Origin of the sequence: Sphingobium indicum BiD32 (assembly GCF_000382885.1) — a bacterium.
Classification (GTDB): Bacteria; Pseudomonadota; Alphaproteobacteria; order Sphingomonadales; family Sphingomonadaceae; genus Sphingobium; species Sphingobium japonicum_C.
The window spans coordinates 102,124-126,139 of record NZ_CAVK010000072.1 but is presented as its reverse complement, the minus strand read 5'-3'; the positions used below and the strand labels follow the sequence as shown (position 1 = coordinate 126,139).

Sequence of the window (24,016 nt, the reverse complement as noted above, 5' to 3'; positions counted from 1 at the left end):
CAATTGCCGGTCACGCCGCCGCCAGCGTGCTGATCGGTTCGATGCGGATGTCGATCGCCTCGCGGCCGATCACCGCGGAGAATTGGCGGCCTTCGGGGACGAACCATTGGGCGCGGTAGGCGATGATGGCGCGCAGACGCTCAATGAGTGCAGCATCGTCGCCGAGCAGCAGCCGCGTGGCCATTTCCCTGGCATCGAGCAGGAAGCGATTATTCTGGGTCTCCCAGCTGTCGGCCTCGCGATCGTCGCTGGCGCAAAAGCAGGAGGCTTCGAGCAGGGCCACCAGCTCCTCGGGCGAGACGGCGCCGGGCGATGCGAGCAAGATGTTCGCCTCCTCAAAGCTCCAGAAATGGCCGTCGTCATATTCGATGACGACGGGTGCGGGGACGATCAGCATTTCGGGCTGGGGCCTGCTGAGTTCGAGTACCAGGTTGAGCCGGTCCACCAGCCCGCTCTCGAGACCGGGAAGCTGCGTGCAGTCGAATACATGGGTGTCCCCACCCCGCTCGATCTCGAACCGCAAGGCCGTGATCCGGGGAAGCGCATCGTACCAGTCATATCCCGCCATCGCTTCGTCGGGATCGGCCAGGCGCCCCTCGAGGCGACCATCGCGGGCGAGCGCGAACGCCGCGCATTGCTCGAGCGGCGCGCCGAAGTGCTCGAAAAGCACGAGATCGCCGGCTGAAACGAGCCCGGGTCCGCCAGACTCGCTGTTCATGTCCGCGGTGGCAGGGGTCCATCCCCGCAGCAAAGGCTGCGCCTCAGGCAGGACGATCCCCAGCTCCTCGGCCTCGGTCCACTGAGCGAAGGTCAGGCGATGGCTGCCAAGCGAACCGATATGGCGGTAGATGGCGCGGCGTACGGTTTCGCGAAGCGCGGCGAGCGCATCGTTCTCGACCATCTCCTTGCGCGCGGGAAGGACGAGCTGGAGTTCAGGGGCGTCAAGGATATCCACGCGCGCCCACCAGTTACGATCCTTCTCGTCGATCGAAGGGAGCGCGCAGGGAACGGTGAGGCCGTGGAAGTTGATCCGCGGCATATGGCGCGAGGATCCCGTGTCGTTGAACAGGCCGATCCGGATGCCGTTCTCCTCCACGATCGTTGCGGCGCCCGCCAGCCAGTCCTGCTGCGGCAGTATGCTACCCTTGAACCGGATCGGTATCGGGCAATAGCGCGCCGCGCCATTTACCACGGCCTCGAGATTGTTGGCCCAGTCGCCCTCGAGCCGCACGCGAATGGTCGTTCCGAACGGATGATCGCATGGGACAACCGAAATAGGTGCGCCGGATTGCCAGTCGTCCGACGCAAGCGCGATCTGCCAGCCTTCGCCTGTCGAGCGTGGGCAGGAGCGAATGTCGACATGGCGACCGGCCAGGCTGAACACGCCCATGCCGGCGGGATCCTCGCGCCGCACGACCGCGTCATCCCAGCCTGATTTTCCGAGTGCCAGAACGATGGCAGGGTCCGCGATACCCGCGCCGTCGTCGCGAACGAGAAGCCAACGAGCGGTCTCGGTATCCGTGACATCGAGATCGACGAGGCTCGCGCCCGCCCGCCGGGCGTTCTGGATCAGTTCCGTGAGCACGTCGCCGAGCGTGTTGTTGAAGAGGCGCGTAACCTTGGTGATAGCGGCGGGATCGACCTGGCTGCGGATGGCGGTTGGAAGGGGCATCAAGAACTCCCGGGAAAGAGCGGACCTGCTCACCTACCCCTGTCCTCCTCTCCTTTTCGCCCGGACCGCGAAGGATTTCGTCGATCGATAGTTCTGGGCCGGGCTGACCGACGTCAGCCCGGCATGTATCCATCCGGTGGATATGCCTGTCCTTGACGGAGCGATCGGCTCGGCTTCCTCCTCTGGGTTTCGCCGCGGCAGACCCATCGCACGATCACGGGGCGGAAGATCGCTTGGACCAAAGCGTATCCTGTCTGCCCGACCAATCGGTCCCTCTCAACGGTCCGAAACCGCGTTCTTGCCCGGCAGAAAGGCCCGGAACATGAACCATGCGAATGCAAAGACGCCGACGGCGAAGACGACATCGCCTGGAACCCTTGCCCAGACCAACGCCTGCATGATCGGGCTATGGATGAACTCGGCCGAGCGGGCATAAGCATAGCCATGCTCGACGCTGGCATAGGTTTGCAGAACGCCCTGTGGCAGCAGCGACAGGAAGGTCATCATCGCAAGGCCGATATTGAGCGACCAGAAGGAGATTCTGATCCATTTCTGGTTCCACACCCTGATGTCGGTCAAACCCCTCATGCAATAGAGCGTCAGCCCTAGCCCCAGCATCCCGTAGACACCGAACAGCGCGGCATGGCCGTGGTTGGCCGTCGTGTTCAGTCCCTGCATGTAATAGAGCGCGATCGGGGGATTGATGAGGAAGCCGAACAGACCAGCACCCACCAGATTCCAGAACAGGACGGCCGCGAAGAACATGAACGGCCAGTGATAGATCCGCTCCCACTCGGCCTCATGCTCGACCTTGTACCGGGTATAGGCCTCAAAGCCGACCACCAGTAGTGGGACCACTTCCAGCGCCGAGATCATCGCGCCGATGGCAATCACCGATGTCGGCGTTCCACTGAAATACAGATGGTGGAAGGTGCCGAGCACCCCGCCGAACAGGAAGACGATCGTGGCGAACAGCACCATGACGGTCGCCGTGGCGGTTCGCAGGATGCCCATCCGCACGAACAGGAGCGAGATGATGGCGGTGGCGAATACCTCGAAAATACCTTCGACCCACAGGTGCACAACCCACCAGCGCCAATATTCCATCACGGCGATGTTCGTGTGCTGGCCCCACATCAACCCCGCGCCGTAGAGCAGGCCGATGGCGAGCGCCGACACGAGCACAAGGTAAATGAGAGATTTGCTCCCTTCCTGCTGCAGGACGGGTTTCAGCGCACGAACGACCAGTCCAACCCACAGGAGCAAACCGATCAGGAGATAGATCTGCCAGAAGCGGCCGAGATCGACATATTCATAGCCCTGATGCCCGAACCAGAAGTTGGCGGTCAGGTTATCGAAGAAACGGTGAACGGCCGCCCATTGCCCGGCAAAGGAGCCGATGACGATGATGAGCAGGCTGACAAACAGGAAGTTGACGCCGAACCGCTGGAATTTCGGATCGCGACCGGCCAGCAGCGGCGCGACATACAATCCTGTCGCCAGCCATGCCGTGGCGATCCACAACACCGCCAGTTGCGTGTGCCATGTGCGGGTGATCGTGTAGGGAAGATATTCGGCGAAAGGCAGGCCGTAGAGCCCTTGCCCCTCCACCGCATAATGGGCGGTGAGGATACCGAGCAGAACCTGCGCGATGAACAGCGCGCAAACGACCCAGAAATATTTTGCCGTGGCGCGCATCGACGGCGTGATGACGGCCTGCCCCAGCAGATCGGACTGCGCCATGCCGCCTTCCGGCAAGATATCGCTGCGCCAGACGTCGAATTGCTTGACGTAGTAAGCGACCAAGGCACCGGCTGCGGCAAGCAGCAGAATAACCGACGCGAGGCTCCATAGCAAAGTGCCGGTGGTCGGGCTGTTGCCCACCAGCGGCTCATGCGGCCAGTTGCTGGTATAGGTGATGGTCTGGCCCGGCCGGTTCGTGGTCGCGCCCCAGGCCGTCCAGAAATAGAAGGCGCTAAGCTGCCGGGCTTCGGCGACCGACAGGCGGCCGTAGACGGGAAAGGCATAGTCGCGGCGCAGCTTGAGCGATGCCGGATCGCTGCCGGCATACAAGCGGACGAAATGTTGCTGCACCTGCCGGATCGCTCGGGCGCGAGTGTCGCTGACCATGATGATCCCCGACGCGGGGTCATAGGTGTTCGCGCGCATCTCTTCCCGCAGCGCGGCCTTGCGCATCGCATCGACCTGCGTTGCGGATAGGCCAGCAGGTGGCGGCGCAGCCGACATGGCAAGGAGCGCTGTTGCTTCCCGATGCAGCCAGTCGGCGCTCCAGTCCGGCGCGAGATAACTGCCATGGCCCCAGATCGAGCCCTGCTCCATGCCGCCGATCGATTGCCAGATGCTCTGGCCCGAATCGATGTCGGCGTGGGTGAACAGGGTTTCGCCGCTCGCCGCCTTCACCGCTTCGGGAATGGGCGGAGCCTGCTGGTAGATTTGTTGGCCGAGCAACAGCAGGATACCGAACATGACGACCATGCCGGCTGACAGGATGATCCACAGCCTCTTGATGCTGAATGTCGTTTGGTAGCTTTGCATACTCCAAACCCCCTCTGTTCAGAATTGCCCTTAGCTGCAGCCCGTAACGCCGAATGTCGTTTAGATGATCGAAGCAAAGACTTGCGAATGCAAGGACATCCTTTTTGAAGGGAATCCTCAGTGCCATGTTCGGTCAGACGCAATCGGGCCTGCGATCAATAGTCCTCGGCAAGCATGACGGTGAGCACGCGGCAAGTGGCCGAGGCATCGGCCGGGTCTTCGGAACCGAATTCCAGTGCCATGTCATAATAATCGATCTTGAAGAGAATCCGCAGACCCCGCAGGTCAAAGACCCCGAAATCACGCTCGGGCCCATCTCCGGGCTGGAACGCGTAGCGCCGCACTGAAGCGAGCAGTTCAGCCTGGGCAAGGACCTCGGCGATGCCCTCGCCGTCGCCGGAAAGCCGGGCGAGGCAGTTGCGCGTAACCATGATGCGCGCAGTCGGATCGAGGCCTTGCCGGCAGCGATCGTTGAGCCTGGCTATGCGTTCGGTGACTGGAACTGTCATGCTACCTTCAGGAAGCCGGCATTGAAGGTCTCGAGCCACTCCGCCATAGCCGGTCGCTCGGGGAGCGGGACGTGCGCCGCGACGTCCTGGAAGCGGATGAGTGCGGCAGGCGCATCGCGGATGATTGCGTCGATGTCGGCAGCAGGGAGAAGCTCTTCGGCGCGGATGAAGTCCGTCATCCGGCCTGGACGGGTCGAAGTCGATCGGCGCCACAACCCCTCGACGGTATGCAGACGCGGGGCCGCACGCGCTTCCACGAGGACGATAAGCCTCAGGCACCAGGCCGGGAGCGCGCGGACTTCGCCGGGTTTCATTGCTCCGCAGATGAAACAGCTCGATTTGGGTGGCACCGGCAGACCTGCAGCCTCGATACGGGCAATACACGCGGTGCGATCCCATCCCCATTCTCGCAGGGGGTAGCGGCATTCGAAGAGATCGTTCGCGATCGTGGACGCATGGGTATAACGCCGCGTATCGGCCGGCGAGGCATCGTAGCCGATGAGACGTATCACCTTTTGGCCCCGCAGCCAGGCGGCCTTGGCCGGAGCCCAGTCCTTGAGGAAAGCGTCCTGCGGAGCCACTTTCCATTTGAGCGAACACGAGTGACGCCCGAGCGAGATACTCGGCAGCGTCGCGTTGGTGAGGACGTTGGCCAGCAGGTCATAATAGGGCGGCCAGTGCTTGAAGCGCCGCGGCGTATAGCGCACGGTCTCGTAGCGGATACCGCGCGCCGCCATCCAGGAGGCGATCATCTCCTGATAGGCATAGGTTTCAGGCTTCTCGACGCCCGGGTCGCCGGTAATCACGAGGTCGGGCGGTGTGCCGCGGCTTTCGAGCTCGACGAGGAGTGCCGTGCTGTCGACGCCAATGCCATAGGCGAGCACGACAGGAGCCGGCTCGGCAATACGAATATAGTCGATGTCGCGCGGCGGCGCGGCGAGCGCCGGACGTTTGATCGCCGTCACGGGTTCTGCTCCAGTCTCGCGCAGCCCTTCTGCGCACGAGGCCCCTCCCCCTCCTCTTTCACCCGGACGTGCCGATGTTCGGGCGGCCGGGTCAGCTATCGCCCAGCAGGCTGGATTCGCGCTCATATAGGTCGAGCCGAACTCCGACCGCTGTCGCCTCGGACGTCGTGAGGTCGCGGTGGTCGTCGCTGTCGGCGGCGCTGGCCATCTCGATCACCGGATGGACCGAAACAATCTGGCCCGTAGGGAGGCGGAACAGATTGGACGATCCGTCGACCAGCCGGGTCCCTCGAGGCACCTCAAGGCTGCCATGGATTTCGAACACGACATACATTGCATTACTCCTGTGCTGAACGAGGGACAGCCACCCGGTCTGCGGGATCGATAGACTGTCGGATAAGTGCGATGGAGAAGGCCCAGAGAGGGGCTAGTCCATCGGTCGCGATCCGGATGCTGATGCGCGTCTCGGAGATCATTTCGAGGCGTTGGAGATGAATACCCCGCTGTTCGTTGTGCCGCGTGGGATCGTCATCCTGCTCGCCTTCCTGGCCGCGCTCACTTTCCTGACCGAAGGGCAATTCTCGACTGGGGTGCGCTCCTGCTGAGCGGTCAGGGGTTGGTTTCCACGGCCCAGGCCGGCCTTGGGTACAGTGTGTTCGCTGCCGCGATGACGTTCGGCCGTCTTACCGGCGATGCCGTGGCCGTACGCCTTGGTGACCGCCGCACGATGCTGTGGGGCGGCCTGCTCACCATCTCTGGCTATGTCGTCCTGCTGACAGCCTCGATCGCGATTGTCGCCTTCACGGGATTGCTGTCGATCGGTCTCGGCGTTGCCAACACGGTCCCTGTCCTGTTCCGCCAGGCCGGCGCGCAGACTGCCATGCCGGCCTCGCAATCGCATCGGTGACGACGATGGGATACGCTGGAATTCTCGCGGGTCCCGCCGGGGTCGGCTTCTTGGTGCAGGCAATAGGATTACCGAACGCCTCCTGGGTGCTCGCCGGGCGGCTCGTCCTTGTCCCCCTTTGCGCGGGCTTCGCGGCGGTGACCAGGAGTTTATCGAAAGAGTAGGAGCCCGCCCATACAGCCACTGACGGCGCTTGCGTCCACCGCGTTGCAGACATCGTCGGTGCGGCAACGATGTTCCGACATCGTACCGGACTGATGTTCGGCATCAAGATCCAGGAGAGCGGCCGGTCCGATGCGGAACCAACCGGTCCAGAGTTCCGTGGCGGAAAGGCAGTCCGATATACTCCAAGGTCGGCATGACACCTATGGCGACGCTTTTTTGGTCAGATTGTCCCAGATTTGATAGAGCCAGTTCCTTGGCGAGTTCGGTATCAAAGGATAGCTGCGCCTTGGCAACCACATCGGCGAGTAAATTCGGGTCGATAAATGCGTGCCGTTTTCCGCCTAATTGTGCTTCTCGCCTCTCGATCACACCGGCCACTTCAGGATGACTGGTTAACACGATATCTGCAGCAATACCCCGAAGCCGCTGGAAGCTGGCCTGATAATCGCGTACGATTGCTGGATATGTACTGTTCCCGACAAGGGTATTTCCCGCGACCGACATGCTGCACGGAAATATGACGTTCACTGTTCGCCCAGTCTCATGAGTACGCATCAGCCATGTCGTACAACCTTTGGTGTGGCCTGGCGTCAGAACTGCACGGAGTTTGGCCTCGCCGATGGCTACCTCGTCGCCGTCGTGTAGGTGACGATCAACCTGGACGGGTGCGAAGGATGTTGCAGGATAGATATTGTCGCCCTCTGGATGACCGCTTTCGATTGCTGCTACATCCTGCTCCATCACGGCCAACGAGGCACCGGTATCGTGCTTGAGCTGCGCCAGTGCGCCGACGTGATCCCAGTGCGCGTGGCTGATGATGATGGCCTTCACATCGCGCAGCGAAAACCCGAGGCTCCTGATATTGGCTTCCAGAAGTACCGCGTTCGAGCCCATGCTGGTATCCAGGAGAATGGCCTGCCGTCCCGATGTGATCAGATAGGCAGCCAACCCGCGAGTGCCAACGTAATAGATATTCTTTGCAATCCGAAACGGCTTGACAGGGCTTGACCAGTCCGAGGGCATCTGAGGGGCAGGCTTGGATGGTGCTGCCGAGGAGGCGGCAGCGAATGCACCGCAAGCCAAAACTGCCGCGAAGGGACTGTCAGGAGTTTTGTGCGCGGGGCCATAAGATGGAACAGGAAGGACCATCGATATGGCGATCGACAAGGAAGTTTTGGATCAGTTGCTGGCAGGACGGGATCCCGAGGAATTATTTGCCAAAGACGGGCTACTCGCTGAGTTGAAGAAGGCGCTGTCGGAGCGGATGCTATCGGCAGAGCTCGACGATCATCTGGATGGCGAAAGCGCCGAAGGCGCTATAAATCGACGCAACGGCTCGTCGAGGAAGACGATGCTGACGGGCACGTCAAAGGTGACGCTCGACGTTCCGCGCGATCGGGCGGGCACCTTCGATCCGAAGCTGATCGCCAAATACCAGCGTCGCTTCCCGGAGTTCGACGACAAGATCATCTCGATGTACGCGCGCGGGATGACGGTGCGCGAGATCCGGGGACACCTCGAGGAACTGTACGGCATTGACGTGTCGCCGGATCTGATCTCGACGATCACCGACGCCGTACTTGAGGCTGTCGCCGAATGGCAGGGACGCCCACTCGACGCCTGCTATCCGCTTGTCTTCTTTGACGCGATTCGCGTCAAAATCCGCGACGAAGGGTTCGTCCGCAACAAGGCGGTGTACATTGCGCTGGGCATATTGCCCGACGGTACGAAGGAGATCCTGGGCATCTGGATCGAGCAGACCGAAGGCGCGAAGTTCTGGATGCGCGTCATGAACGAACTCAAGAACCGCGGCGTCGCCGACATCTTGATCGCCGTTGTCGACGGCCTGAAGGGGTTCCCCGAGGCAATCAACGCGGTGTTCCCGGAAACGGTCGTGCAAACTTGCGTGGTTCATCTGATCAGAAACTCGATGAGCTTCGCGTCGTGGAAGGACCGCAAGCTGATCGCCCAATCGCTCCGCAGCGTCTATCGCGCCGAAAACGCGACAGCCGGCCTGGCCGCCCTGGAAGCCTTCGAGGAAGGGCATTGGGGCCGAAAATATCCCGCGATCGCGCTGAGCTGGCGCCGCCACTGGGATCAGGTGATCCCATTTTTTGCGTTCAGCGAGGCGATCCGCCGCATTATCTACACGACGAATGCTATCGAGGCCTTGAACTCAAAGCTCAGGCGCGCTGTCCGCACGCGCGGCCACTTCCCTGGTGACGATGCTGCGATGAAGATGTTATATCTCGTGCTCAATCACGCGGCGCAGGAGTGGAAACGGCCGCCGCGCGAATGGACCGAGGCAAAAACCCAGTTCGCCGTGATCTTCGGCGACAGGTTCGTCATCTGATGACGACAACCGGCCCCGCGCACAAAACTCCTGACAGTCCCGCCGCGAATACTCTTAGCTTCATTTTTCTCTTCTTGTGGATGTAGGCTGTCGCCTCGCTACGTAGCGGACATGAAGCCGTTTAGACAGAATTGCCTTGAAAACGGGTCGAGCGCCTCCTCCCACCATTTAATTCGATGCCGACTCCAATCTTCTTATGGAATTAGCTGTTTCGAAACCACCTAGGCTCGCTGTCCAAGGCGGCACAGACGGGGAAGCGCGCATCAGTCTGCTCCTCGCGCGGGAAGACCGCCGATCTTGTTGCTTGCCACTCGGCGGGAGACCGGATCGACCTCAAACCCCGACTTACCCTCCGGCAGTTCTCCGTTTCTCTCCGGTCTGGGTCCAATGCCGGGACGGGTCCCGGGAAATTTTGGGCTCGACCAGACACCGGTATCGTCTATCGGGGGATGTGGGCGAGCAATGCACGCTGCTATCTGCTGCAAGCTTCACAAGCTGATCGGTTCCCGGTAGCCAATAATGTTTCCGGGCTCTCCTAGGATCGAAGGACGCAATTCATCATGAGCGACATGACGGAACGTGATAGCACGCTGATTACCCTGACGGCCGACATCGTCTCCGCCCATGTGACGAACAATAGCGTGGCGGTTGCCGATCTGCCCTCGCTGATTCAAAATGTTCATGGGGCTTTGAGCAATCTCGGCAAAGCCAATGTCGCAACCGAGATGAAACTGGAACCGGCTGTATCAGTTCGGGCTTCGGTGAAGCCTGACTATATCGTCTGCCTGGAAGACGGCAAAAAGCTGAAGATGCTCAAGCGGCACCTGATGACGCATTATCAGATGACCCCGGCCGATTATCGCGCGAAGTGGAACCTGCCGGCAGACTATCCGATGGTTTCGCCCAACTACGCCGAGCAGCGCCGAGCGCTCGCCAAGAGCATCGGCCTTGGCCGCAAACCCAAAGCCGCCGCCAGCGCACCGGCCAAGGCAACGAAGTCCGTGCCTGCCCGCCGTGGGCGACCGAAGTCGGCTGAGAGACAACCCGTCAAAGAATAGGAAGAGAAATGGTCAGGCGGCCTGTTTGGGCTTTTCGGCCAGGCAGATCCGGTTTCGACCGCCCTGCTTGGCAGCGTAGAGCGCTTCATCCGCGGCCTTGAGCGCCGTGCCGCGGAAAAGCATGACGAACTCTTCTCCGCCGTGACGCGCAACATGGCAATTGCGGCCACGCGCAGGGTCGTGTGTGGACGGATCTGCGCATCAAAGAGCTTCAACCCGTCCCGGATGTGTCGATCCTGCGGCGGCATGAGGGTTTCCCGATCGCGCGCCGGCGAGCCGATCAGCCGGACACTCCAGGGCGAGCAGGTCTTCAAGTGTGACGGCGCGCCTGGGTCGGCGTCCGAACGGGTAGCCGTGATTGGTCGCATATTTGCTGAGCGACATGGCCTTGCGGTTCAGGGCTGCGGCCAGGTCGGCGATCGAAACACCGGTACGGAAAGCGATGGCAAGCGCGCGCGCCTCGTTGTCGCTGAAAGGGCGAATGTAGCCATGGACGAGACCAAGGGCGTTCGCCCGCGAAGTGATCGCTGCTTTCGTGCGCCCCATGCTCGTGGCCAGGTCTTTTGTGGACATGCGGCCATAGTCCGCGCGAAGCCGCGCCTCGTCGGCATCGGTCCAGTCGGGCCCGATGCGCCAGCCATTGCGGTTCGCGTGAGACCCTCGCAGCTGCAGATATTCGGCACGGTGGCGTAGGGAGCCACCAGTGCGGCCGAGTTGCCGGCGCAGCGGCGTGAGGCTCGCCCCCTCCTCATAGGCCCGGCGCAGAAGCGCGTCTTCCTCAGGCGTCCAGGCGCGCCCCCAGCCCCGACCATAACCGAGCTTGCGGATCGCAAGGCCGAAGCCTCTGATAGTGCGCTGTGGGAAACCCTCCTGGCCAAGCAGCGCAACGATCGCCGTATAGCGATGGCCCGCTTCGGCGAGTTCGAGTGCGCGCGCCGTTTCCTGGGCCGACCAGTCGGGTGGATGGTTCGCGTGCACGATGGCGAGGTGGCCGGCCCGGCTCGATAGTCCGCCGAACGGACGCCCGATCAACGTAGCGATCTGGGCTAGCGGCACGCCGCGGCGGTAACCCTCGACAAGCTGCGCATCTTCCCAGGGTGTCCATTCAGGAGGGTTGCCACCGGTGAGATCAAGAAGGCGCGCCCTGGCATATACGGCCGAGCAGGAGCGGCCGAGATCCGAAGCAATGCGGGCGGTCGGCTCACCGGCATATCGGCGCGTCAGTTCCGCATCGTCTAGCTCGGTCCAGGTCCGTGTCGAGTTACGCCGCAGACCCAGCAGTGCGATCCGCTCTGCGACGGCCGCACGGCTCCGCCGCAGCTCCTGTCCGATGTCCGCGATGGCGACGTCGTCGAGGAAGAGTGAGCGGAGCCGTTCGCTTTCCTGCGGCGTCCAGGCGTCCACCCGATAGGCCATCTCGCGGAGCGGCGTAGCCGGAACAGCAGCGATCGGGGCAGGCGCCAGCTCGACGATGTCGGCATCAAGGTCGAGGACGGTCATGCGAGCCCCACCACGGGGATGTCGCTGATCTTCGCACGCAGCCGCGCATGCAGCCTGGCGATGCGGTCCTCCCCGCGCGGCATGGTGTCCACGGCAGCGATCGCGGCGAGCATGTCGAGCGCATTGTCGACGGCTTCGCGCGGAGCGCCGATATGGCTGGCGAGGTCGTTGGCAGTCGTCGCATTGGGTGCGATGCGTTTGAGGGCACCGATGATCGACGCAGCTTCTGGCGCGGAGGGATCGAGGAGGAACGCGTCGAGCGCACGGGTGCCTTTCAGGGTCAGTGCCGTGTCGCGCGAACCGTTCGACACCTCCCGCAGCGCGGAAAGATCGAGCAGCTTTTCCGCTTCGACGCCGTCGATCGCCGCCGCCGCGGTCAACTTCGGCGTGGCGCCAAGATGTTGGGTGATCGTCTCCTCCATGCGCGCGAGGACGGGCAGTGGCGACATCGCCGGTCCCATCGCGAAGAACTCGCCGGGCGCAAGCTTGCGGAGCTGGTCGGCATCCTTTGCAGAGAAGCCCAGCAGGTCTGCGGCGCGCGCAATGTCGCGGTCGAAGACGTTGAGGCCGACGAGGAAGTTCTGCAGTTCCGAGATCACGGAAGAGGAGAGCTTGGCGAGGCGCTGCGTGGCGATAACCGGCGCGATCCCGCGCTTGCGGCCGCGCGCGCAAAGATCGGTTAGCGTGGCGACACCGAGGCGCCGGGTCTCGGCATCGCGGGCAGAGCCGGCATGATGGGGCGCGAGCAGATGGCCCTCGTCGATGCAGACGAGGACGGTGTGCGCCCAGTGTTCGCGCGGCGCGCCGATCAGGCCCGCGAACAGCGCGGCAGCCTTGATGATGCGCTGGTCCGGATCGAGATCGGTGAGGTCGACATGGAGCGACAGGCGATGCTGCCGGGCGCGAGCGGCGGCGGCCGTCAGGCCGTCCGAGGTGAGCTCGCAGCCCTTGAGTGAGGTCGCACCGATATGAGCGGCGAGATTGCCGAACTCGCCTTCGGGATCGACGAGCACGATCGTCGTGAAATCGAACGCCTCCTCGATGATCTTGCGTAGCGTGCGGCTCTTGCCAGCGCCGCTGCTGCCCTGAATGAGCAGCCGGCCGGCGAGCAGGCGCTCGAGGTTGAGCATAAGCGTGCCGCGGCTGTGCTTGCCGATCGGCACCGACCATGGGTCGGCGGAAGGATCAATCGATACGACTGTTGCCATGGTGGGATCTCCTGGGCTTGGCCTGTCTGGCCATCGCCCTTTCCGATCCCCCTTCTCTCGTTCTCCGTATCCGCAGGATGCTCAATTATAGCGCCGCGAGAGCAATCAGCCTCCTGGTCGCTGGGCCCGATCCTTGTTACGTTTGTCGGCAACGTAGCTCTGGCCGTTTTTGCCTTTCGCGATCTCGAACAATCCGGTTCCCGTAAACAGAGCCGTGAAATTCTTCACGCCGTAGTTTCGCGGATCGATGGGTGCCTGTCGTTTGGCAGCGCTTCCAGCCGCCGACATGAGCGCCCAGCCATCCTCGCGGACCGATGCTTCGACAGCGCCGCGCAGGATTGTCACGAGCTTGGTATTCTGCGCCAGGGATTTATCTGCAGGTTTTTCGGCAGCGGCCTTTGGTTGTGCCTTCACCTTGGCTGCGGAAGATGCTTCAGGCGCCTCAATCGCGGCCGCCTGTTGGCTCGGGTCCTCCAGGCTGTCCAGATACAGGAACGTCGTACAGGCGTTGACGAAGGGCGTCGGCGTCTTGCGCTCGCCGAAGCCATAGACCTCATGACCATTGGCCTTCAGCTGCATGACCAGGGGTGTGAAATCCCCATCGCTCGACGCGAGACAGAATGCATCCGGCCTTTGGGTATAGAGCAACTCCATCGCATCGATGACCAGGGCGATGTCCGTCGCATTCTTGCCCGCCGAATAGCTGAATTGCTGAATCGGACGGATAGCGAAGTCGTGAAGCTTGTCTGTCCAGCCTTTGAGGGCAGGTTTCGCCCAGTCGCCATAAGCCCGGCGAATATTTGCCGTGCCATATTTGGAAAGTTCGGCGAGCATCCCGGCGATTTTCGTGTGGGAAACATTATCGGCGTCGATCAGGAGCGCGATTCGACCACCCGGTCCGCCGCGAGGCTTTTCCTCGATGTCCAATTTGAACTCCCTCCCTCGTCCATCAGTCTTTTACAGACATACCTACCTGACCCGGTGAGACGTGCCGCGCCTGCCGCTAGGATCCATCATTGCGACACGAACTTCGTCACACTTGGGCGCTGGCTCAACTGCATCTATCACCTCGAGAGGCTCTGCTCGGGTCGAATCCGCAGCCTCATCCGTTTGTTGCCGCCAACCATCGCGCGTGGCATCGAAATTTCCTTCGTGCACAATTAATTAGTACGTAGAATTCCAGCAGTTCGTCAACGTTGCACACTTTGAAGTCGTACCAAACCCCGTCATACCTCGTAGCGACGTAGGTCTTTTAGGCAGGCGATGCTTGACCACCACCATGATCGCGACCCCGCAGACCCCAGTCGGGCTCGTAATCCGGACCGTAGTTCGCGCTCCGCAGGAATTCCGGGTCACCAGCTTCGTCGACAAGATAGCCGGTCACTTCCTCCGCATAGCCTGCTTCGAGCGCGCCTTCGGCGCTGGGGATCAACCGCACGCCGAAACCTTTCGCGAACAACGCACTGTCCGCCGCCAGCATCGCTTCGTGATGGTCCTTGGCAGATACGGCCATCTTGACCCTGACGGTGGCATAGACGTGGACGAAGTGGGTCGGCTCGGACATCATCTGTCTCCTGTGGATTTTGGGAAAGCGTGAAGACCGTCGTCAGGCCAGCGGGATGTCGTATCCGGGCTCGCAGCCCGGTTCGCCCGGATAGACCCCCTTCGGATCGCACAGCAGGATTTGCAGCACGTCGTATTCCTCGTGACGAAAGTAACGTCCTGCCTGGAGCGTATAGGCCTGACGCGCTTTTGCGGAGGCGCTCCGCACACGAACGGGAAAGTGGCCACCCACGTCGATGTCGCCTTCGAGCGGCCTACCCGCCTCGCGCATGCGCTGGCCGAGGTCGTTCACGATGCCGCCGGCGACGCGGGGCGGGAAATTGCCGATGAGGAGCAGTTCCGGCAGTCCCCGCAGCGCGTTGCCGATAGTGTAGACGAACGCCGGCGCCTCCCCGTCGGCGAAGATCAGGAAGAGGTGTTGGCCGCTGCGGGAGATGTTGCGCTCAATAGCGACGTAGATATCAGGATCGGATTCCATGGTGGCCTCGGGTTTAATTGGTGGAAGTCAGGGGGCTGCGGGCGGCGTCAGGACATCGAGATGATCGGTTTCGACGAGTTCGGTCTTCTGACTGCGTTCGCGGGGGCTCATGTCGAGCTTCACGTAAAAGCCCGCGAAATGCATCTTCACGATCACGCCTTCGCGCCCCCCTGTTCCTCGCTCCCGGGACCGGCTCAGGCGGCAAGCGTATCGAGTGGGTCAGGCAATCGAGCGGCGGACAGACGGGTCGCCCCACCGAAGGCGCGCAGGCGCGCGGCCATTTCCTTGCGCAGGTGCGAGCGGTTGCCGATCACGGTTTCGGGCGACAGCGGTTCGCCCCGAGCCGTCACATAACCTTGGGCGGGCACGCCATCCTGCATCTCGATGATGATGCGGTGGCCCCCAGCGGGCAGCTTGCCGGCGTAGCGCGCGGTGAACTCGCCGAGCTTGCCGGTAAGGCCCTTGGCCGCCTTGCCCCATCGAATGTGACCGGCACCGAGACTTTCGCCAACCGCCAGACCGCGATCGAGCCAGATCCGGAAATGTGTGCGCTGCTGGAGCACCGTGTTACGGGTGCGCTCCATGGTTCGGCAAAGCGGCAGCGCACCTACGTGGGCGTCGAGAAGCGCGAGATTGACGCCCTGCGCCGCGACCAGAACGTCGTCAAAATCGCGGCCGGCAAGGAGGTCCCGGAGCTGACGGTAAGGCCGCGGATCGAGTCCACATTTATCGCGAAGGGTGGGCTCCAGAGGGCCTGCATCCGGCGTGTGATTATCAAGCGCGTGGAAACCTGCGCTCGAGATAACGATGACGAAGAGTTCGCCATAGCCCGGACAGGCCTGCAACGCAGGGAGGAGCACGGCGACATCGGGCTTCTCATCAACCCCAGGCGGGAGCATGCCCGCCTCGGGCGCGCCAAGGATGAGCAGCCGGCGGCTCCAGCGGGCAGGCAAGGGTTCGTCGGTCGGCTTTTGCCATGTGCTTGGGAGCGGCCGCCCGGCGGCGAAGACGGGCGGTTCGACCTGAGGGGCGGTTACTTCAAAGGCCCGCCGCGCGGTATCGAAGAGATCGTCGCGATTCCCGCCGCCATCGGCAAAACCCTGATCATAGGCGAGCGTCGAGGGCGTAGCACGTCCGGGCCTGCGCACTTCGGGTTCCCAGCCTGCATTGGCCGCATACCACCCCGAGGCGTAGCGGACCGCCCGGTCCCAGTCGTAGGCGTAGAGGCTGCGCGCGGACAGGATCGCGCGATCGCGATTATCATCCTCTCCTTTCGCGATGCGGCCTTCGGTGAAAGTGAAGTTCCTCGTCTGGCGCTCTTTCTCGGCGGCGCGTGACATGGATTCCATCACGGGTCGCAGCGCCATCGCGCGCTGACGCATGCGCGCAAAGCGATCCTCTGGCGCGGCCGCCGCCGGCAGATCCGGAAAGCACCGCCAGGCTTCGGCGATGACGGCGGCATATTCGGGCGGACGCCCCCGGGCGATCCAGGCACCGGCGTCAGCAGGATCGAACGGCTCCGAGATCATCGGTTGGTCTCCATCTGAAAACCGAGACTCACAGCAGTGAGACTATCTTGGGCCTGGACGAGCATTTCGTAGCGTCCCGAGAGGCTTTCGCTTCTCCCGAACAACCGGGCGTTGGTCGGCGCGGACGGCACATCGAGGCGGAACGGCAGCACCCGCTCAGTCATCTCGGGAAAGGCCGTCCCGAGCAGGACGGCGGCGACGCGGTCGGCAATGCCATCGATGGCCTTTGCGAAATTGTGCTTGTCGAGACTGGAGGGGGCGTCGAGATGCGTCATCGGCGCGATTATGTCCGAGAGCCTGGCGAGGAGACCAGCCCCGTGGCCATAGTCCGAGCGCATCGCGATCAATGCCTGTCGCTCGAGCGAGATCTCGGCGAAGGGGATAAAGACGCGGTAGGAATAGCTCGACGCTTCCCCGCTGATCCTGGCGCGGGTGAGGAGGATGCGCATGGATCATTCCTCCCGGTCAGGCGACAAGCCGCGGTGCGACGGGCTCCGGTGCGGCAAGCTTGAGCTCGCGGCGAATGCGCGCCGCAAAACGCTCGGGCTCGACCAGTTCGCGAACCGATCCCCAATGGTTGCGCTCGCCGATATGATCCTGCCGATCCCGCACCTTGCGAAAGCGGACCTCTCGGTCCGGGCCGAACGGTCCCAGTGAGAACTGCACCCAGAGCGTCTCGCCGTGGAGCGTGATCTCGCCGGAAACGGCAGGCCCCGCCTTGTTGCAGCGGATGCCGAAAGTGTCCTCTTCGAGTCCGAGCGCTTCCGCGAGCCGCCGGAGCGCGGCCCGGCCTTCGCTATGGAAGAGCCGCTTGGCCGGTTCGTCATAGGCAACACCGCGCAGCGCGAGTGTCTTCAGAACCGGGCGGTTTCTGAGGTCAGTGATCCGTGCCATGCAAGCACGGCGCAGCTCCGCATCGTCAGGTCGGTCGGCACAGACATGCGAAAGGTGGCGTACCAGCAGGATGACAGCGGGGTCGGATTCGACCTCGATGCCCGCGTTGCGGCAGTCGGTGATCGCCGCGTGCACGGCGTGGAGCGTAGTGCCAATGGTGATCAGCGCGCTGGGGTCGAGCGCCTGGCCATAACGAAAAGCCACGTCATAGCTCATGAGGTCCTCCGGGAAACTCGAGCGGAAGTCCCGCCCACATTCCCGGTCCCCCTTCCCTCTCTCCGTCCCCGGGATCCCGGCACTTCTGTAATGGCAGGTTCTCGGGCCAGGGGGCGTTTGGGTTCCTGTCATGAGCGCCCCCTTTCCTTCTCTTCTCGATGGCGCCCTCCTCGTTGAGGCCTCAGGCCTTCATCCGGTCGTGATAGATGTCGGCGGCCCATTGCTCGATCCAGGGCGCGGTCGTCTCGTCATGGTCGAGGTCACCGGACTCGATCAGTTCACGGATTTGCCGCCGGGCTTCGGCAACCGCCGCTTCCCAGGGGTCCTGGGTCTGCACCGGCACTACCGCGGGAGCCAGGACCGGAAGCTGGCGGCGGGGCTGGTGCAGGCGGGCATGCTGCGCGCGGACCCAACGTTCCATATGGTCCGCGACGACGACATCGCTTTTCGGGCGCCCACCGCGGCGGGCCTCGGCCCTTGCCGCCACGCCATAGGCCTGGCTGTCGATCGAAGCGATGCGGTGTGCAAAGACGGTGAGATAAGGGAGCGCATCGCCCTTCACGCCGAAGAGGTGGAGCCGGACGCGCGGCGACAGTACCCGGTCGAGATGATCGACGACGGCCATCAAGCCTTCGGGGCCATGGATCGGGCGCCGGCACATTGACCCGACCCCGACCAGCCCGGCCCGTTCGATCGTGCCGGAGAGCGCGTCGGCGCAGCGCTCATAGTCGATCGGCAGCCGCCCCTGTATCACCGGCATGAAACTGCCAAGAATGCCATGGTCTTCGGCTCGTAGCCGACACTCGATATTGGCGCGGATAGTGCGCGAGATCCGATCGAGCACCTCGTCGCGGTCACCAGCGACCTGATGCTCGACACAATAGTCGAGGCTTGCCCACCATTGGAACGGATAGGCCGCGGCAAGACCGATGTAGTCGTCGACGGTCCACGGATAGCCGCCATAGGTCACCATCGCGCTGAAGCCGGCGCTATCGAGGCTGAGGCTCTGGAGCCCCGCGGCATTGCCGAGCGCGTTCGTCCTCCAACCCGTCCATTCGCGCCAGCCGCGTTTCTTCGACCAGCGCGAGAACGCATTCGCCGAGACGAGAACCGGCTGCCGGAGACACCGCGCGCGCTCAAGAAGCTTGCCGTCGGCGAGGTGCGGCAAACCGATCATGACGGTGATCGATCTTTTCTTGGGATGCGGATCGTTCATATAATGTTCCTCATCAAGGAGATTCGCGATGACCGCTTCCGCCGCCCGTTATCTTGACTGTTTCGATCTCGACGTGACGCTGCGCGATGCGGCGATCGATGAGCAGCATCGCCCGACGCGCCGGATGATCGCGAACGCGGCCATCGGCATGCATGTCGAGGATGCCTTCTATTCCGTCCGCGAGCTACGCGAGGCGGTGAGCTGGATTCATGAGGGCGAACCCGGCGGCAAGCGCAAGCTGACCTCGATCCTCGGCAATCCGGCAGGGGACGACTTCCAGCGCTGCATCTATTTCTGCCTCGCGGGTCGCGGGGTCGTCGAGATGATCGACGATCTCATGTGGCTTGAGGAGCTACTCGAAGCGCGTGGCCGGATCTCCGGGGACATGCATCGGCAGCGCATCAAGGCACGGCCACTCGTCTCGCCTTATGTGGCGGATGAACCTGATGGCCCGGTCGTGTCGACGACGGCAGATTTCCAGCAAGGCCGTTCCTGGTGGATTGATCCCGAATTGGGAGTATAGGCCCGGGTCGAGCAGTTTGCCTCCTCGCTCGCTCGCGGTGCGCGACCGTTGGGAGATCGACTGGCTGGCTGGCGATAACCTGGAATCGTTTCGGTTCTGATTGAAACGGAACGACTCCAGGTTATTCTTATATTTACCGTGTTTTCCAGGGTGCCAGATGTTTCGGCTCGAAATCACGCGAGCTCAGACAGCCCTCGAAACAGCTGCTGCGGAGCAGCTTTCGCTGGATCGGCAACCAAGTCGGCCTCAGACATCATCAGGCTTTCGCCAATGCTTGATCGATATCTGCAACGATGTCGTCGATATGCTCGATACCGACCGATATGCGCACGAGATCCTCGGAGACACCGGCAGTGGCCAGTTCGTCAGCGCTGAGCTGGCGGTGGGTGGTCGACGCCGGATGACAGGCGAGCGACTTCGCGTCGCCGATGTTGACGAGGCGCAGGATCATCTGGAGTGCGTCGATGAATCGCTCTCCTGCCTCCTTGCCGCCCGTGATGCCAAAGCTGAGAATGCCGGAAGCCATGCCCCGGGTGATTTTCTTGGCAAGTGCATGATATTTGCTGTCGGGAAGGCCTGCATAGCTCACCCAGCTCACCTTGGGATGGCGCTGCAGATGATCTGCCACCTTCAGTGCGTTCTCGCAGTGGCGGTCCATGCGAAGGCCCAGCGTCTCAAGGCCCTGGAGAATGAGGAACGCGCTGTGGGGCGCGAGGGCAGCGCCCGTGTTGCGCAGAGGAGCGACGCGGGCGCGGCCGATATAGGCGGCGGCGCCAAGCGCCTCTGTATAAACGACGCCGTGATACGAAGGATCGGGCTCATTGAGGATCGCGAAGCGCTCCTTGTTCGCAGACCAGTCGAAACGACCGCTGTCGACGATCACGCCTCCGATCGTCGTGCCGTGTCCACCGATGTACTTGGTGAGCGAATGGACGACGATATCCGCCCCGAATTCGAATGGCCGGCAAAGATAAGGCGTGGCAACGGTGTTATCGACAATCACCGGCACGCCGTGTCGATGGGCGATCTGTGCGATCTTCTCGATGTCGACGATGTTGCCGGCGGGATTGCCAATGGATTCCAGGAACACGGCCTTGGTCCGGGCATCGATCGAGGCTTCCAGCGCGGCATAGTCGTCGAAGGCGACGAGCCGGGCTTCGATGCCCTGGCGCGGGAAAGCATGCACGAACAGGTTGTAGGTGCCGCCGTAGAGCTGCGAGATCGAGACGATATTGTCCCCGGCGCCCGCGATGGTCTGGATCGCGTAGGTGATCGCCGCCATGCCGGATGCAAGGCCGAGCGCTCCGATGCCACCTTCCATTTCGGCCAGCCGCGCTTCGAGGACCGCTGTCGTGGGATTCATGATGCGCGTGTAGATGTTGCCGGGAACCTTGAGGTCGAAGAGATCGGCTCCGTGCTGGGTGTCGTCGAAGGTGTAGGACGTGGTCTGATAGATCGGAACCGCAGCGGCGTGCGTGGTGGGTTCGGCCGAGTACCCGTGATGCAAGGCGATGGATTCCAGTTTCATGTTCACTCCTTCACAAGTCGCCGTTGTTCGGCGGCGGATAGCGGGATGGATGCTTCAGCTGACGTTTGGCCAGACTATGCGATCGAACTCCGAGGGCAATGGCTCAAGATATGTTCGTTCAACGTTCGCATGCCAGCCGTTCACCGCGCCGCCATCTGCCTGGGTCGATCCAGTTTCCCGCGAAAGCGCCTGCCCGCCTGCTTTGCGCACCAGATAACGCCCGTGCATAGCGGTCCGCGCGCTGCGGTTCGGCTTTCAGGAATTGAGGCTGCGGAATGGCCAGGCCCGCCGCGATCATAATCTCGCCAAGATCGCGGCCATTGACCGTCACGCTCGCCACCGGCCGACCATAGCTCGCCTTTGGCGACAGATGGATTTGCGCGTCGCCGGCGCGCAGGGTTCGCGCGGCAAGATCCTGAGCGGCCTTGCCGCATTCCCAGCAGGAGCCCGCACGTTCGCAGAGCTGACGGCGCTCGAAGGCATCGGCGCCAAGCAGCCGGAAATCGGCTGCGATCGTGTCGCCATCGAGCGCCCGTGCAGTCGCCGTGAAAGTCGGATCGCTGGCGGCAGCGCCCTGGACGTCGCATGCGCAGAGAAGCAGAATGAGGAACGGGGCGCGGTACATGCCATACCTATGACAAAGGACGCCGCTCATTGCCATCGGGTGGGCAAGCAAGGATCAGTCGGCGGGAAACCAGTCGAGGGTCGGCGTGTAATCGCCGGCCTGACTTTCGAGCGCGACGATGTCAGCGATGGTCCAGATCCTGCGCGTTTCGCGCGCAAGGTCCGCATAACCTCCGTAGGTGCGGCCATTATACTCTATGAACTGGGCGTGGATCCTCTCGGTCACCGCTTCGGAGAGAAAGAAGCCCGCAACTCCGCTCATATATTGCGGTGGGAGAACGCCCAGCATCGCCTCATAAAAGCGCCGCGTGATCCGGCTGAGGGGGAATAGCGTCAGCGTCTCGGCCCGCGACCGTTCGAAATAGCTATCCATCGGCTCGATGGTAGCATCGGGATGGACAGCTTGGTGGTGCTTCAGCAATGCCTGTGCTTCTTCACTGCTTACCGCATAGTCGAGCGGAAATTTCGAAACGCGCGCAGTGATGTAATAGCCGGTGGCCATGGTTGCTTCCTTCCAGTTCGAGGGATCAAGGCTCGCCCACCCGTCTCTATTGCTTGCCGGAGATCAGGTTCACACCGATCCCGGATGGCCGGAATGCGGCATCAAGCGACCATTTCGAGGACGATCAGGCCGGGCGATGCCGGGTCCGTCGAAACACGGAAAGGTTGCAGCGGATCGGCCGTGTGCAGGATGCTCACCCTGCCCGGAGAATGATCGAAGATCCGGCGGGCGACCCGCAGCGCGTTCTCGCGGCTGCAGAGCAGTTGGCGTTTGGGAGACAGGCGCTCCCTGTCGGTGGCGATTGTCATCACGTGGTCCACTTCATCGCGGCGAAAGGGTCTGGCGATCAGGCGAAGACCGTCTTGTGGACTCTGGTGACCGGCACGATCGACCAGGCTCGCTCCATGAGGCGGTTGATCCGGTAGAAGCCGCCATTCTCGGGATCGCGAAGCACCAGGCTCCGTCCGCGTCGGCAGACGATAAATTCCTGAGCGACGTTTCCGTCCGTGAAGGTCATTGGCTCGGGAAGCCGGATGCGATCGCCATCCGACAGTTTGCGTGCGCGGCGCGCAAGGTTTGCCCGGCACCGCGCACGCCAGTCGCGCGCGTACTGGTGGTCGGTCGGGGTCAGCAGATCGAGGATCATGGCGGGACAATCAGCTTCGCACGGACCTGCATTTTCCGTCATGTCCTTGTAGCCGAACTGGTGGCCGTCGCGTGAGCGCGGGTTCCAGCGCACAAGGCACACCACGGCGAAGACGCTGCCCGGAACGCCGTCCGCCATCTCCTGGACCGCGGCATAGTAGGTCCGGTTACCCGGGCAGGACGAGGCAAGAACCCTGAGGCCGCGCTTGGTATCGTCCTCGATCGTGTTTTCATAGGTGAGCTGCGCGTCGAGATAGGATTTGGCGGAGGCGTGCCCCCCCATCGACGTAAAGGGCATGAAGAGCCATCCCATGGTGGCGGTCCTTTCTGATTGTGGAATTGCGCCATCGGAGAGTCCGATGGAAACGAGAGCGTCAGGCTGCGTGTGCCAGTGCAGGCTCGGCTTCGTCACAGCTGGCCGCATTCGCGTCCGCACTGACGAAGCTCTTCAGGTAGACGAACGCCTGTTCGGCCTTGGCCGCGGCGTGGATGATCGCCGTCTTGTCGCCGCGCAGGATCTCGAGCCAATGCCCGACATAGCTAGCGTGGCTGTCATGCAGGACATTGGGGAGATCAAGATCGGCGCAGCACAGTCCGGCACCGATTTCGGCCACAAGTTCCTCGAATGCGTAGGCCTTGTCGCCGAACCGTTTGCCGAAGGTGCGCGCCAGCCGAGCGGGATGCCCCGACCAGTGGACGGTCTCGTGGCAGCGGGTCGACGCGTAATGATCCATGCTGCGAAACGAGGTTCGGTTCGGCATCTGGATATGGTCGAAGGTCGGCGTGAAATAGGCTTGGTTGCCTCCGTGCCGAACATCGGCCGGGATCGCGGTAAAGAAGGCATCCATTGCGGCCTGCCGCGTGGAGGGCGCCACCGGTATTTCCGGCTCCTCCGGCGCGTAGAAATAGGCCGGAAGCGCATCGATCTGGTCGGCATTGAAGACAATATAGTGGCGAAGGAAGCGGATGTTCTTCTCGACTTCCTTTCCGGTTTCCGGGTGCTCCTCGCGTTTCTTGAACGAAGAATAATAGACCGAGATCGCTCCGGTTTCGCCGCGCCGGACGTTACCGCCCAGCGCCTCGGCCTGGCGATAGGTCATCCAGAAACGCGAACGGTAGCCCTGCGCGTCACCGAGCGCCCAGAGATAGAGCGTATTGATGCCCGTGTACGGCGTTCCGCAATGGCGTAGCGGCCGTCCGCCTGCGCCGCTGCACCGCCACGGCCGCGACCAGGGCGGGACGCCTTCCTCGAGCTTCCGGATGATGAGGTCCGTGATTTCCGCAGCGACATCGCGGCTAGACTTTCGTGAAACGGGCATGACGGGGGGCTCCCGAGCGCAAAGGGAAAAGGAGCCGCCGGCATGCGTGATGCGCGCCGGCGGCCAGTCATCCAGGAGGCTTGAGC

The 24,016-nt window shown here is 62.6% G+C and carries 26 protein-coding genes; 4 read left to right on the top strand and 22 right to left on the bottom strand.

Going from position 1 to position 24,016, the window contains the following annotated elements; genetic code table 11:
• Positions 1-10: 10 nt before the first annotated feature.
• The 5 genes from EBBID32_RS08120 to EBBID32_RS08100 all read right to left on the bottom strand — a co-directional run bounded on the left by EBBID32_RS08120 (position 11) and on the right by EBBID32_RS08100 (position 6,036).
• Positions 11-1,705 (bottom strand): ATP-binding protein, encoded by a 1,695-nt coding sequence (locus EBBID32_RS08120; protein WP_231382146.1) that lies wholly within the window; start codon positions 1,703-1,705, stop codon positions 11-13.
• A gap of 243 nt (positions 1,706-1,948) precedes the next feature.
• Positions 1,949-4,228 (bottom strand): nitric-oxide reductase large subunit, encoded by a 2,280-nt coding sequence (locus tag EBBID32_RS08115; RefSeq protein ID WP_006953760.1) that lies wholly within the window; start codon positions 4,226-4,228, stop codon positions 1,949-1,951.
• 155 nt (positions 4,229-4,383) lie between these two features.
• A complete protein-coding gene (locus tag EBBID32_RS08110; RefSeq protein ID WP_037489656.1) occupies positions 4,384-4,737 on the bottom strand; it encodes a DUF3768 domain-containing protein in 354 nt (117 codons plus the stop codon).
• Entirely contained in the window at positions 4,734-5,702 is a 969-nt protein-coding gene (locus EBBID32_RS08105) for a hypothetical protein (protein WP_006953756.1), read from the bottom strand. The genes EBBID32_RS08110 and EBBID32_RS08105 overlap by 4 nt, the downstream gene beginning before the upstream one ends.
• Positions 5,703-5,793: 91 nt before the next feature.
• Positions 5,794-6,036, bottom strand: a complete 243-nt coding sequence (locus tag EBBID32_RS08100) for a hypothetical protein (protein ID WP_006953754.1) — start codon at positions 6,034-6,036, stop codon at positions 5,794-5,796.
• Positions 6,037-6,318: 282 nt separating this feature from the next.
• Here EBBID32_RS08100 and EBBID32_RS24055 point away from each other — a divergent pair, with 282 nt between their 5' ends.
• Positions 6,319-6,609 (top strand): hypothetical protein, encoded by a 291-nt coding sequence (locus EBBID32_RS24055; protein ID WP_156022497.1) that lies wholly within the window; start codon positions 6,319-6,321, stop codon positions 6,607-6,609.
• Between the two features lie 267 nt (positions 6,610-6,876).
• Here the strand turns inward: EBBID32_RS24055 and bla are convergent, their stop codons facing one another.
• Positions 6,877-7,797 (bottom strand): subclass B3 metallo-beta-lactamase, encoded by a 921-nt coding sequence (bla, locus tag EBBID32_RS08090; protein ID WP_231382147.1) that lies wholly within the window; start codon positions 7,795-7,797, stop codon positions 6,877-6,879.
• A 130-nt stretch (positions 7,798-7,927) separates the two neighbouring features.
• On the opposite strand from bla, the gene EBBID32_RS08085 reads away from it, so the two are divergent.
• Together EBBID32_RS08085 and EBBID32_RS08080 are read left to right on the top strand one after the other, a co-directional pair.
• Positions 7,928-9,127, top strand: a complete 1,200-nt coding sequence (locus EBBID32_RS08085; protein WP_006953746.1) for an IS256 family transposase — start codon at positions 7,928-7,930, stop codon at positions 9,125-9,127.
• Positions 9,128-9,687: 560 nt separating this feature from the next.
• Complete coding sequence (locus EBBID32_RS08080) at positions 9,688-10,185, top strand: MucR family transcriptional regulator (protein WP_006953744.1); 498 nt, start codon at positions 9,688-9,690, stop codon at positions 10,183-10,185.
• Positions 10,186-10,386: 201 nt separating this feature from the next.
• Here the strand turns inward: EBBID32_RS08080 and EBBID32_RS08075 are convergent, their stop codons facing one another.
• From EBBID32_RS08075 to EBBID32_RS08030, 10 genes are all read right to left on the bottom strand, one after another.
• Complete coding sequence (locus tag EBBID32_RS08075) at positions 10,387-11,685, bottom strand: hypothetical protein (protein ID WP_006953742.1); 1,299 nt, start codon at positions 11,683-11,685, stop codon at positions 10,387-10,389.
• Positions 11,682-12,893 carry a helicase HerA domain-containing protein gene (locus EBBID32_RS08070; RefSeq protein ID WP_006953741.1) on the bottom strand — a complete coding sequence of 404 codons (1,212 nt, stop codon included), beginning with the start codon at positions 12,891-12,893 and terminating at the stop codon, positions 11,682-11,684. Before EBBID32_RS08070 ends, EBBID32_RS08075 begins: the two co-directional genes overlap by 4 nt.
• A gap of 105 nt (positions 12,894-12,998) precedes the next feature.
• On the bottom strand, positions 12,999-13,820 hold the full coding sequence (locus tag EBBID32_RS08065) for an NYN domain-containing protein (protein WP_006953739.1): 822 nt from the start codon (positions 13,818-13,820) through the stop codon (positions 12,999-13,001).
• A gap of 325 nt (positions 13,821-14,145) precedes the next feature.
• Entirely contained in the window at positions 14,146-14,460 is a 315-nt protein-coding gene (locus tag EBBID32_RS08055) for a hypothetical protein (protein ID WP_006953736.1), read from the bottom strand.
• Positions 14,461-14,499: 39 nt separating this feature from the next.
• Positions 14,500-14,934 carry a DUF4262 domain-containing protein gene (locus tag EBBID32_RS08050; protein WP_006953735.1) on the bottom strand — a complete coding sequence of 145 codons (435 nt, stop codon included), beginning with the start codon at positions 14,932-14,934 and terminating at the stop codon, positions 14,500-14,502.
• Between the two features lie 27 nt (positions 14,935-14,961).
• Entirely contained in the window at positions 14,962-15,084 is a 123-nt protein-coding gene (locus tag EBBID32_RS25095) for a hypothetical protein (protein ID WP_006953732.1), read from the bottom strand.
• 44 nt (positions 15,085-15,128) lie between these two features.
• The gene (locus EBBID32_RS08045; protein WP_006953730.1) at positions 15,129-16,463 is read right to left on the bottom strand and encodes a hypothetical protein; all 1,335 of its coding nucleotides are present in this window, start codon (positions 16,461-16,463) and stop codon (positions 15,129-15,131) included.
• Positions 16,460-16,912: a hypothetical protein gene (locus EBBID32_RS08040; RefSeq protein WP_006953729.1), complete on the bottom strand. Its 453-nt coding sequence runs from the start codon at positions 16,910-16,912 to the stop codon at positions 16,460-16,462. Before EBBID32_RS08040 ends, EBBID32_RS08045 begins: the two co-directional genes overlap by 4 nt.
• Before the next feature lie 16 nt (positions 16,913-16,928).
• A complete protein-coding gene (locus tag EBBID32_RS08035) occupies positions 16,929-17,573 on the bottom strand; it encodes a hypothetical protein (RefSeq protein ID WP_006953727.1) in 645 nt (214 codons plus the stop codon).
• A gap of 181 nt (positions 17,574-17,754) precedes the next feature.
• On the bottom strand, positions 17,755-18,789 hold the full coding sequence (locus tag EBBID32_RS08030; protein ID WP_006953725.1) for a deazapurine DNA modification protein DpdA family protein: 1,035 nt from the start codon (positions 18,787-18,789) through the stop codon (positions 17,755-17,757).
• 28 nt (positions 18,790-18,817) lie between these two features.
• On the opposite strand from EBBID32_RS08030, the gene EBBID32_RS08025 reads away from it, so the two are divergent.
• Entirely contained in the window at positions 18,818-19,312 is a 495-nt protein-coding gene (locus tag EBBID32_RS08025) for a hypothetical protein (protein ID WP_006953723.1), read from the top strand.
• Positions 19,313-19,568: 256 nt separating this feature from the next.
• Here EBBID32_RS08025 and EBBID32_RS08020 read toward each other — a convergent pair whose 3' ends face one another.
• The 6 genes from EBBID32_RS08020 to EBBID32_RS07995 form a co-directional block, all read right to left on the bottom strand.
• Entirely contained in the window at positions 19,569-20,840 is a 1,272-nt protein-coding gene (locus EBBID32_RS08020) for an O-acetylhomoserine aminocarboxypropyltransferase/cysteine synthase family protein (RefSeq protein WP_006953720.1), read from the bottom strand.
• Positions 20,841-20,958: 118 nt separating this feature from the next.
• Positions 20,959-21,465, bottom strand: a complete 507-nt coding sequence (locus EBBID32_RS08015; RefSeq protein ID WP_006953718.1) for a thermonuclease family protein — start codon at positions 21,463-21,465, stop codon at positions 20,959-20,961.
• 54 nt (positions 21,466-21,519) lie between these two features.
• Positions 21,520-21,966, bottom strand: a complete 447-nt coding sequence (locus tag EBBID32_RS08010; RefSeq protein WP_006953716.1) for a hypothetical protein — start codon at positions 21,964-21,966, stop codon at positions 21,520-21,522.
• 101 nt (positions 21,967-22,067) lie between these two features.
• Positions 22,068-22,274 carry a hypothetical protein gene (locus EBBID32_RS08005; RefSeq protein WP_037489648.1) on the bottom strand — a complete coding sequence of 69 codons (207 nt, stop codon included), beginning with the start codon at positions 22,272-22,274 and terminating at the stop codon, positions 22,068-22,070.
• A gap of 38 nt (positions 22,275-22,312) precedes the next feature.
• Entirely contained in the window at positions 22,313-22,924 is a 612-nt protein-coding gene (locus EBBID32_RS08000; protein ID WP_006953712.1) for a DUF6927 domain-containing protein, read from the bottom strand.
• Between the two features lie 61 nt (positions 22,925-22,985).
• Positions 22,986-23,930 (bottom strand): ArdC family protein, encoded by a 945-nt coding sequence (locus tag EBBID32_RS07995; RefSeq protein WP_006953710.1) that lies wholly within the window; start codon positions 23,928-23,930, stop codon positions 22,986-22,988.
• Positions 23,931-24,016: the final 86 nt, after the last annotated feature.

Bases quoted from the DNA above. Each gene is read 5' to 3' on its own strand.
- EBBID32_RS08115 (WP_006953760.1), bottom strand. From the start codon at position 4,228: ATGCAAAGCTACCAAACGACATTCAGCATCAAGAGGCTGTGGATCATC.
- EBBID32_RS08110 (WP_037489656.1), bottom strand. From the start codon at position 4,737: ATGACAGTTCCAGTCACCGAACGCATAGCCAGGCTCAACGATCGCTGC.
- EBBID32_RS08100 (WP_006953754.1), bottom strand. From the start codon at position 6,036: ATGTATGTCGTGTTCGAAATCCATGGCAGCCTTGAGGTGCCTCGAGGG.
- bla (WP_231382147.1), bottom strand. From the start codon at position 7,797: ATGCCCTCGGACTGGTCAAGCCCTGTCAAGCCGTTTCGGATTGCAAAG.
- EBBID32_RS08085 (WP_006953746.1), top strand. From the start codon at position 7,928: ATGGCGATCGACAAGGAAGTTTTGGATCAGTTGCTGGCAGGACGGGAT.
- EBBID32_RS08080 (WP_006953744.1), top strand. From the start codon at position 9,688: ATGAGCGACATGACGGAACGTGATAGCACGCTGATTACCCTGACGGCC.
- EBBID32_RS08075 (WP_006953742.1), bottom strand. From the start codon at position 11,685: ATGACCGTCCTCGACCTTGATGCCGACATCGTCGAGCTGGCGCCTGCC.
- EBBID32_RS08070 (WP_006953741.1), bottom strand. From the start codon at position 12,893: ATGGCAACAGTCGTATCGATTGATCCTTCCGCCGACCCATGGTCGGTG.
- EBBID32_RS08055 (WP_006953736.1), bottom strand. From the start codon at position 14,460: ATGATGTCCGAGCCGACCCACTTCGTCCACGTCTATGCCACCGTCAGG.
- EBBID32_RS08050 (WP_006953735.1), bottom strand. From the start codon at position 14,934: ATGGAATCCGATCCTGATATCTACGTCGCTATTGAGCGCAACATCTCC.
- EBBID32_RS08045 (WP_006953730.1), bottom strand. From the start codon at position 16,463: ATGATCTCGGAGCCGTTCGATCCTGCTGACGCCGGTGCCTGGATCGCC.
- EBBID32_RS08040 (WP_006953729.1), bottom strand. From the start codon at position 16,912: ATGCGCATCCTCCTCACCCGCGCCAGGATCAGCGGGGAAGCGTCGAGC.
- EBBID32_RS08035 (WP_006953727.1), bottom strand. From the start codon at position 17,573: ATGAGCTATGACGTGGCTTTTCGTTATGGCCAGGCGCTCGACCCCAGC.
- EBBID32_RS08030 (WP_006953725.1), bottom strand. From the start codon at position 18,789: ATGAACGATCCGCATCCCAAGAAAAGATCGATCACCGTCATGATCGGT.
- EBBID32_RS08025 (WP_006953723.1), top strand. From the start codon at position 18,818: ATGACCGCTTCCGCCGCCCGTTATCTTGACTGTTTCGATCTCGACGTG.
- EBBID32_RS08020 (WP_006953720.1), bottom strand. From the start codon at position 20,840: ATGAAACTGGAATCCATCGCCTTGCATCACGGGTACTCGGCCGAACCC.
- EBBID32_RS08015 (WP_006953718.1), bottom strand. From the start codon at position 21,465: ATGTACCGCGCCCCGTTCCTCATTCTGCTTCTCTGCGCATGCGACGTC.
- EBBID32_RS08010 (WP_006953716.1), bottom strand. From the start codon at position 21,966: ATGGCCACCGGCTATTACATCACTGCGCGCGTTTCGAAATTTCCGCTC.
- EBBID32_RS08005 (WP_037489648.1), bottom strand. From the start codon at position 22,274: ATGACAATCGCCACCGACAGGGAGCGCCTGTCTCCCAAACGCCAACTG.
- EBBID32_RS08000 (WP_006953712.1), bottom strand. From the start codon at position 22,924: ATGGGATGGCTCTTCATGCCCTTTACGTCGATGGGGGGGCACGCCTCC.
- EBBID32_RS07995 (WP_006953710.1), bottom strand. From the start codon at position 23,930: ATGCCCGTTTCACGAAAGTCTAGCCGCGATGTCGCTGCGGAAATCACG.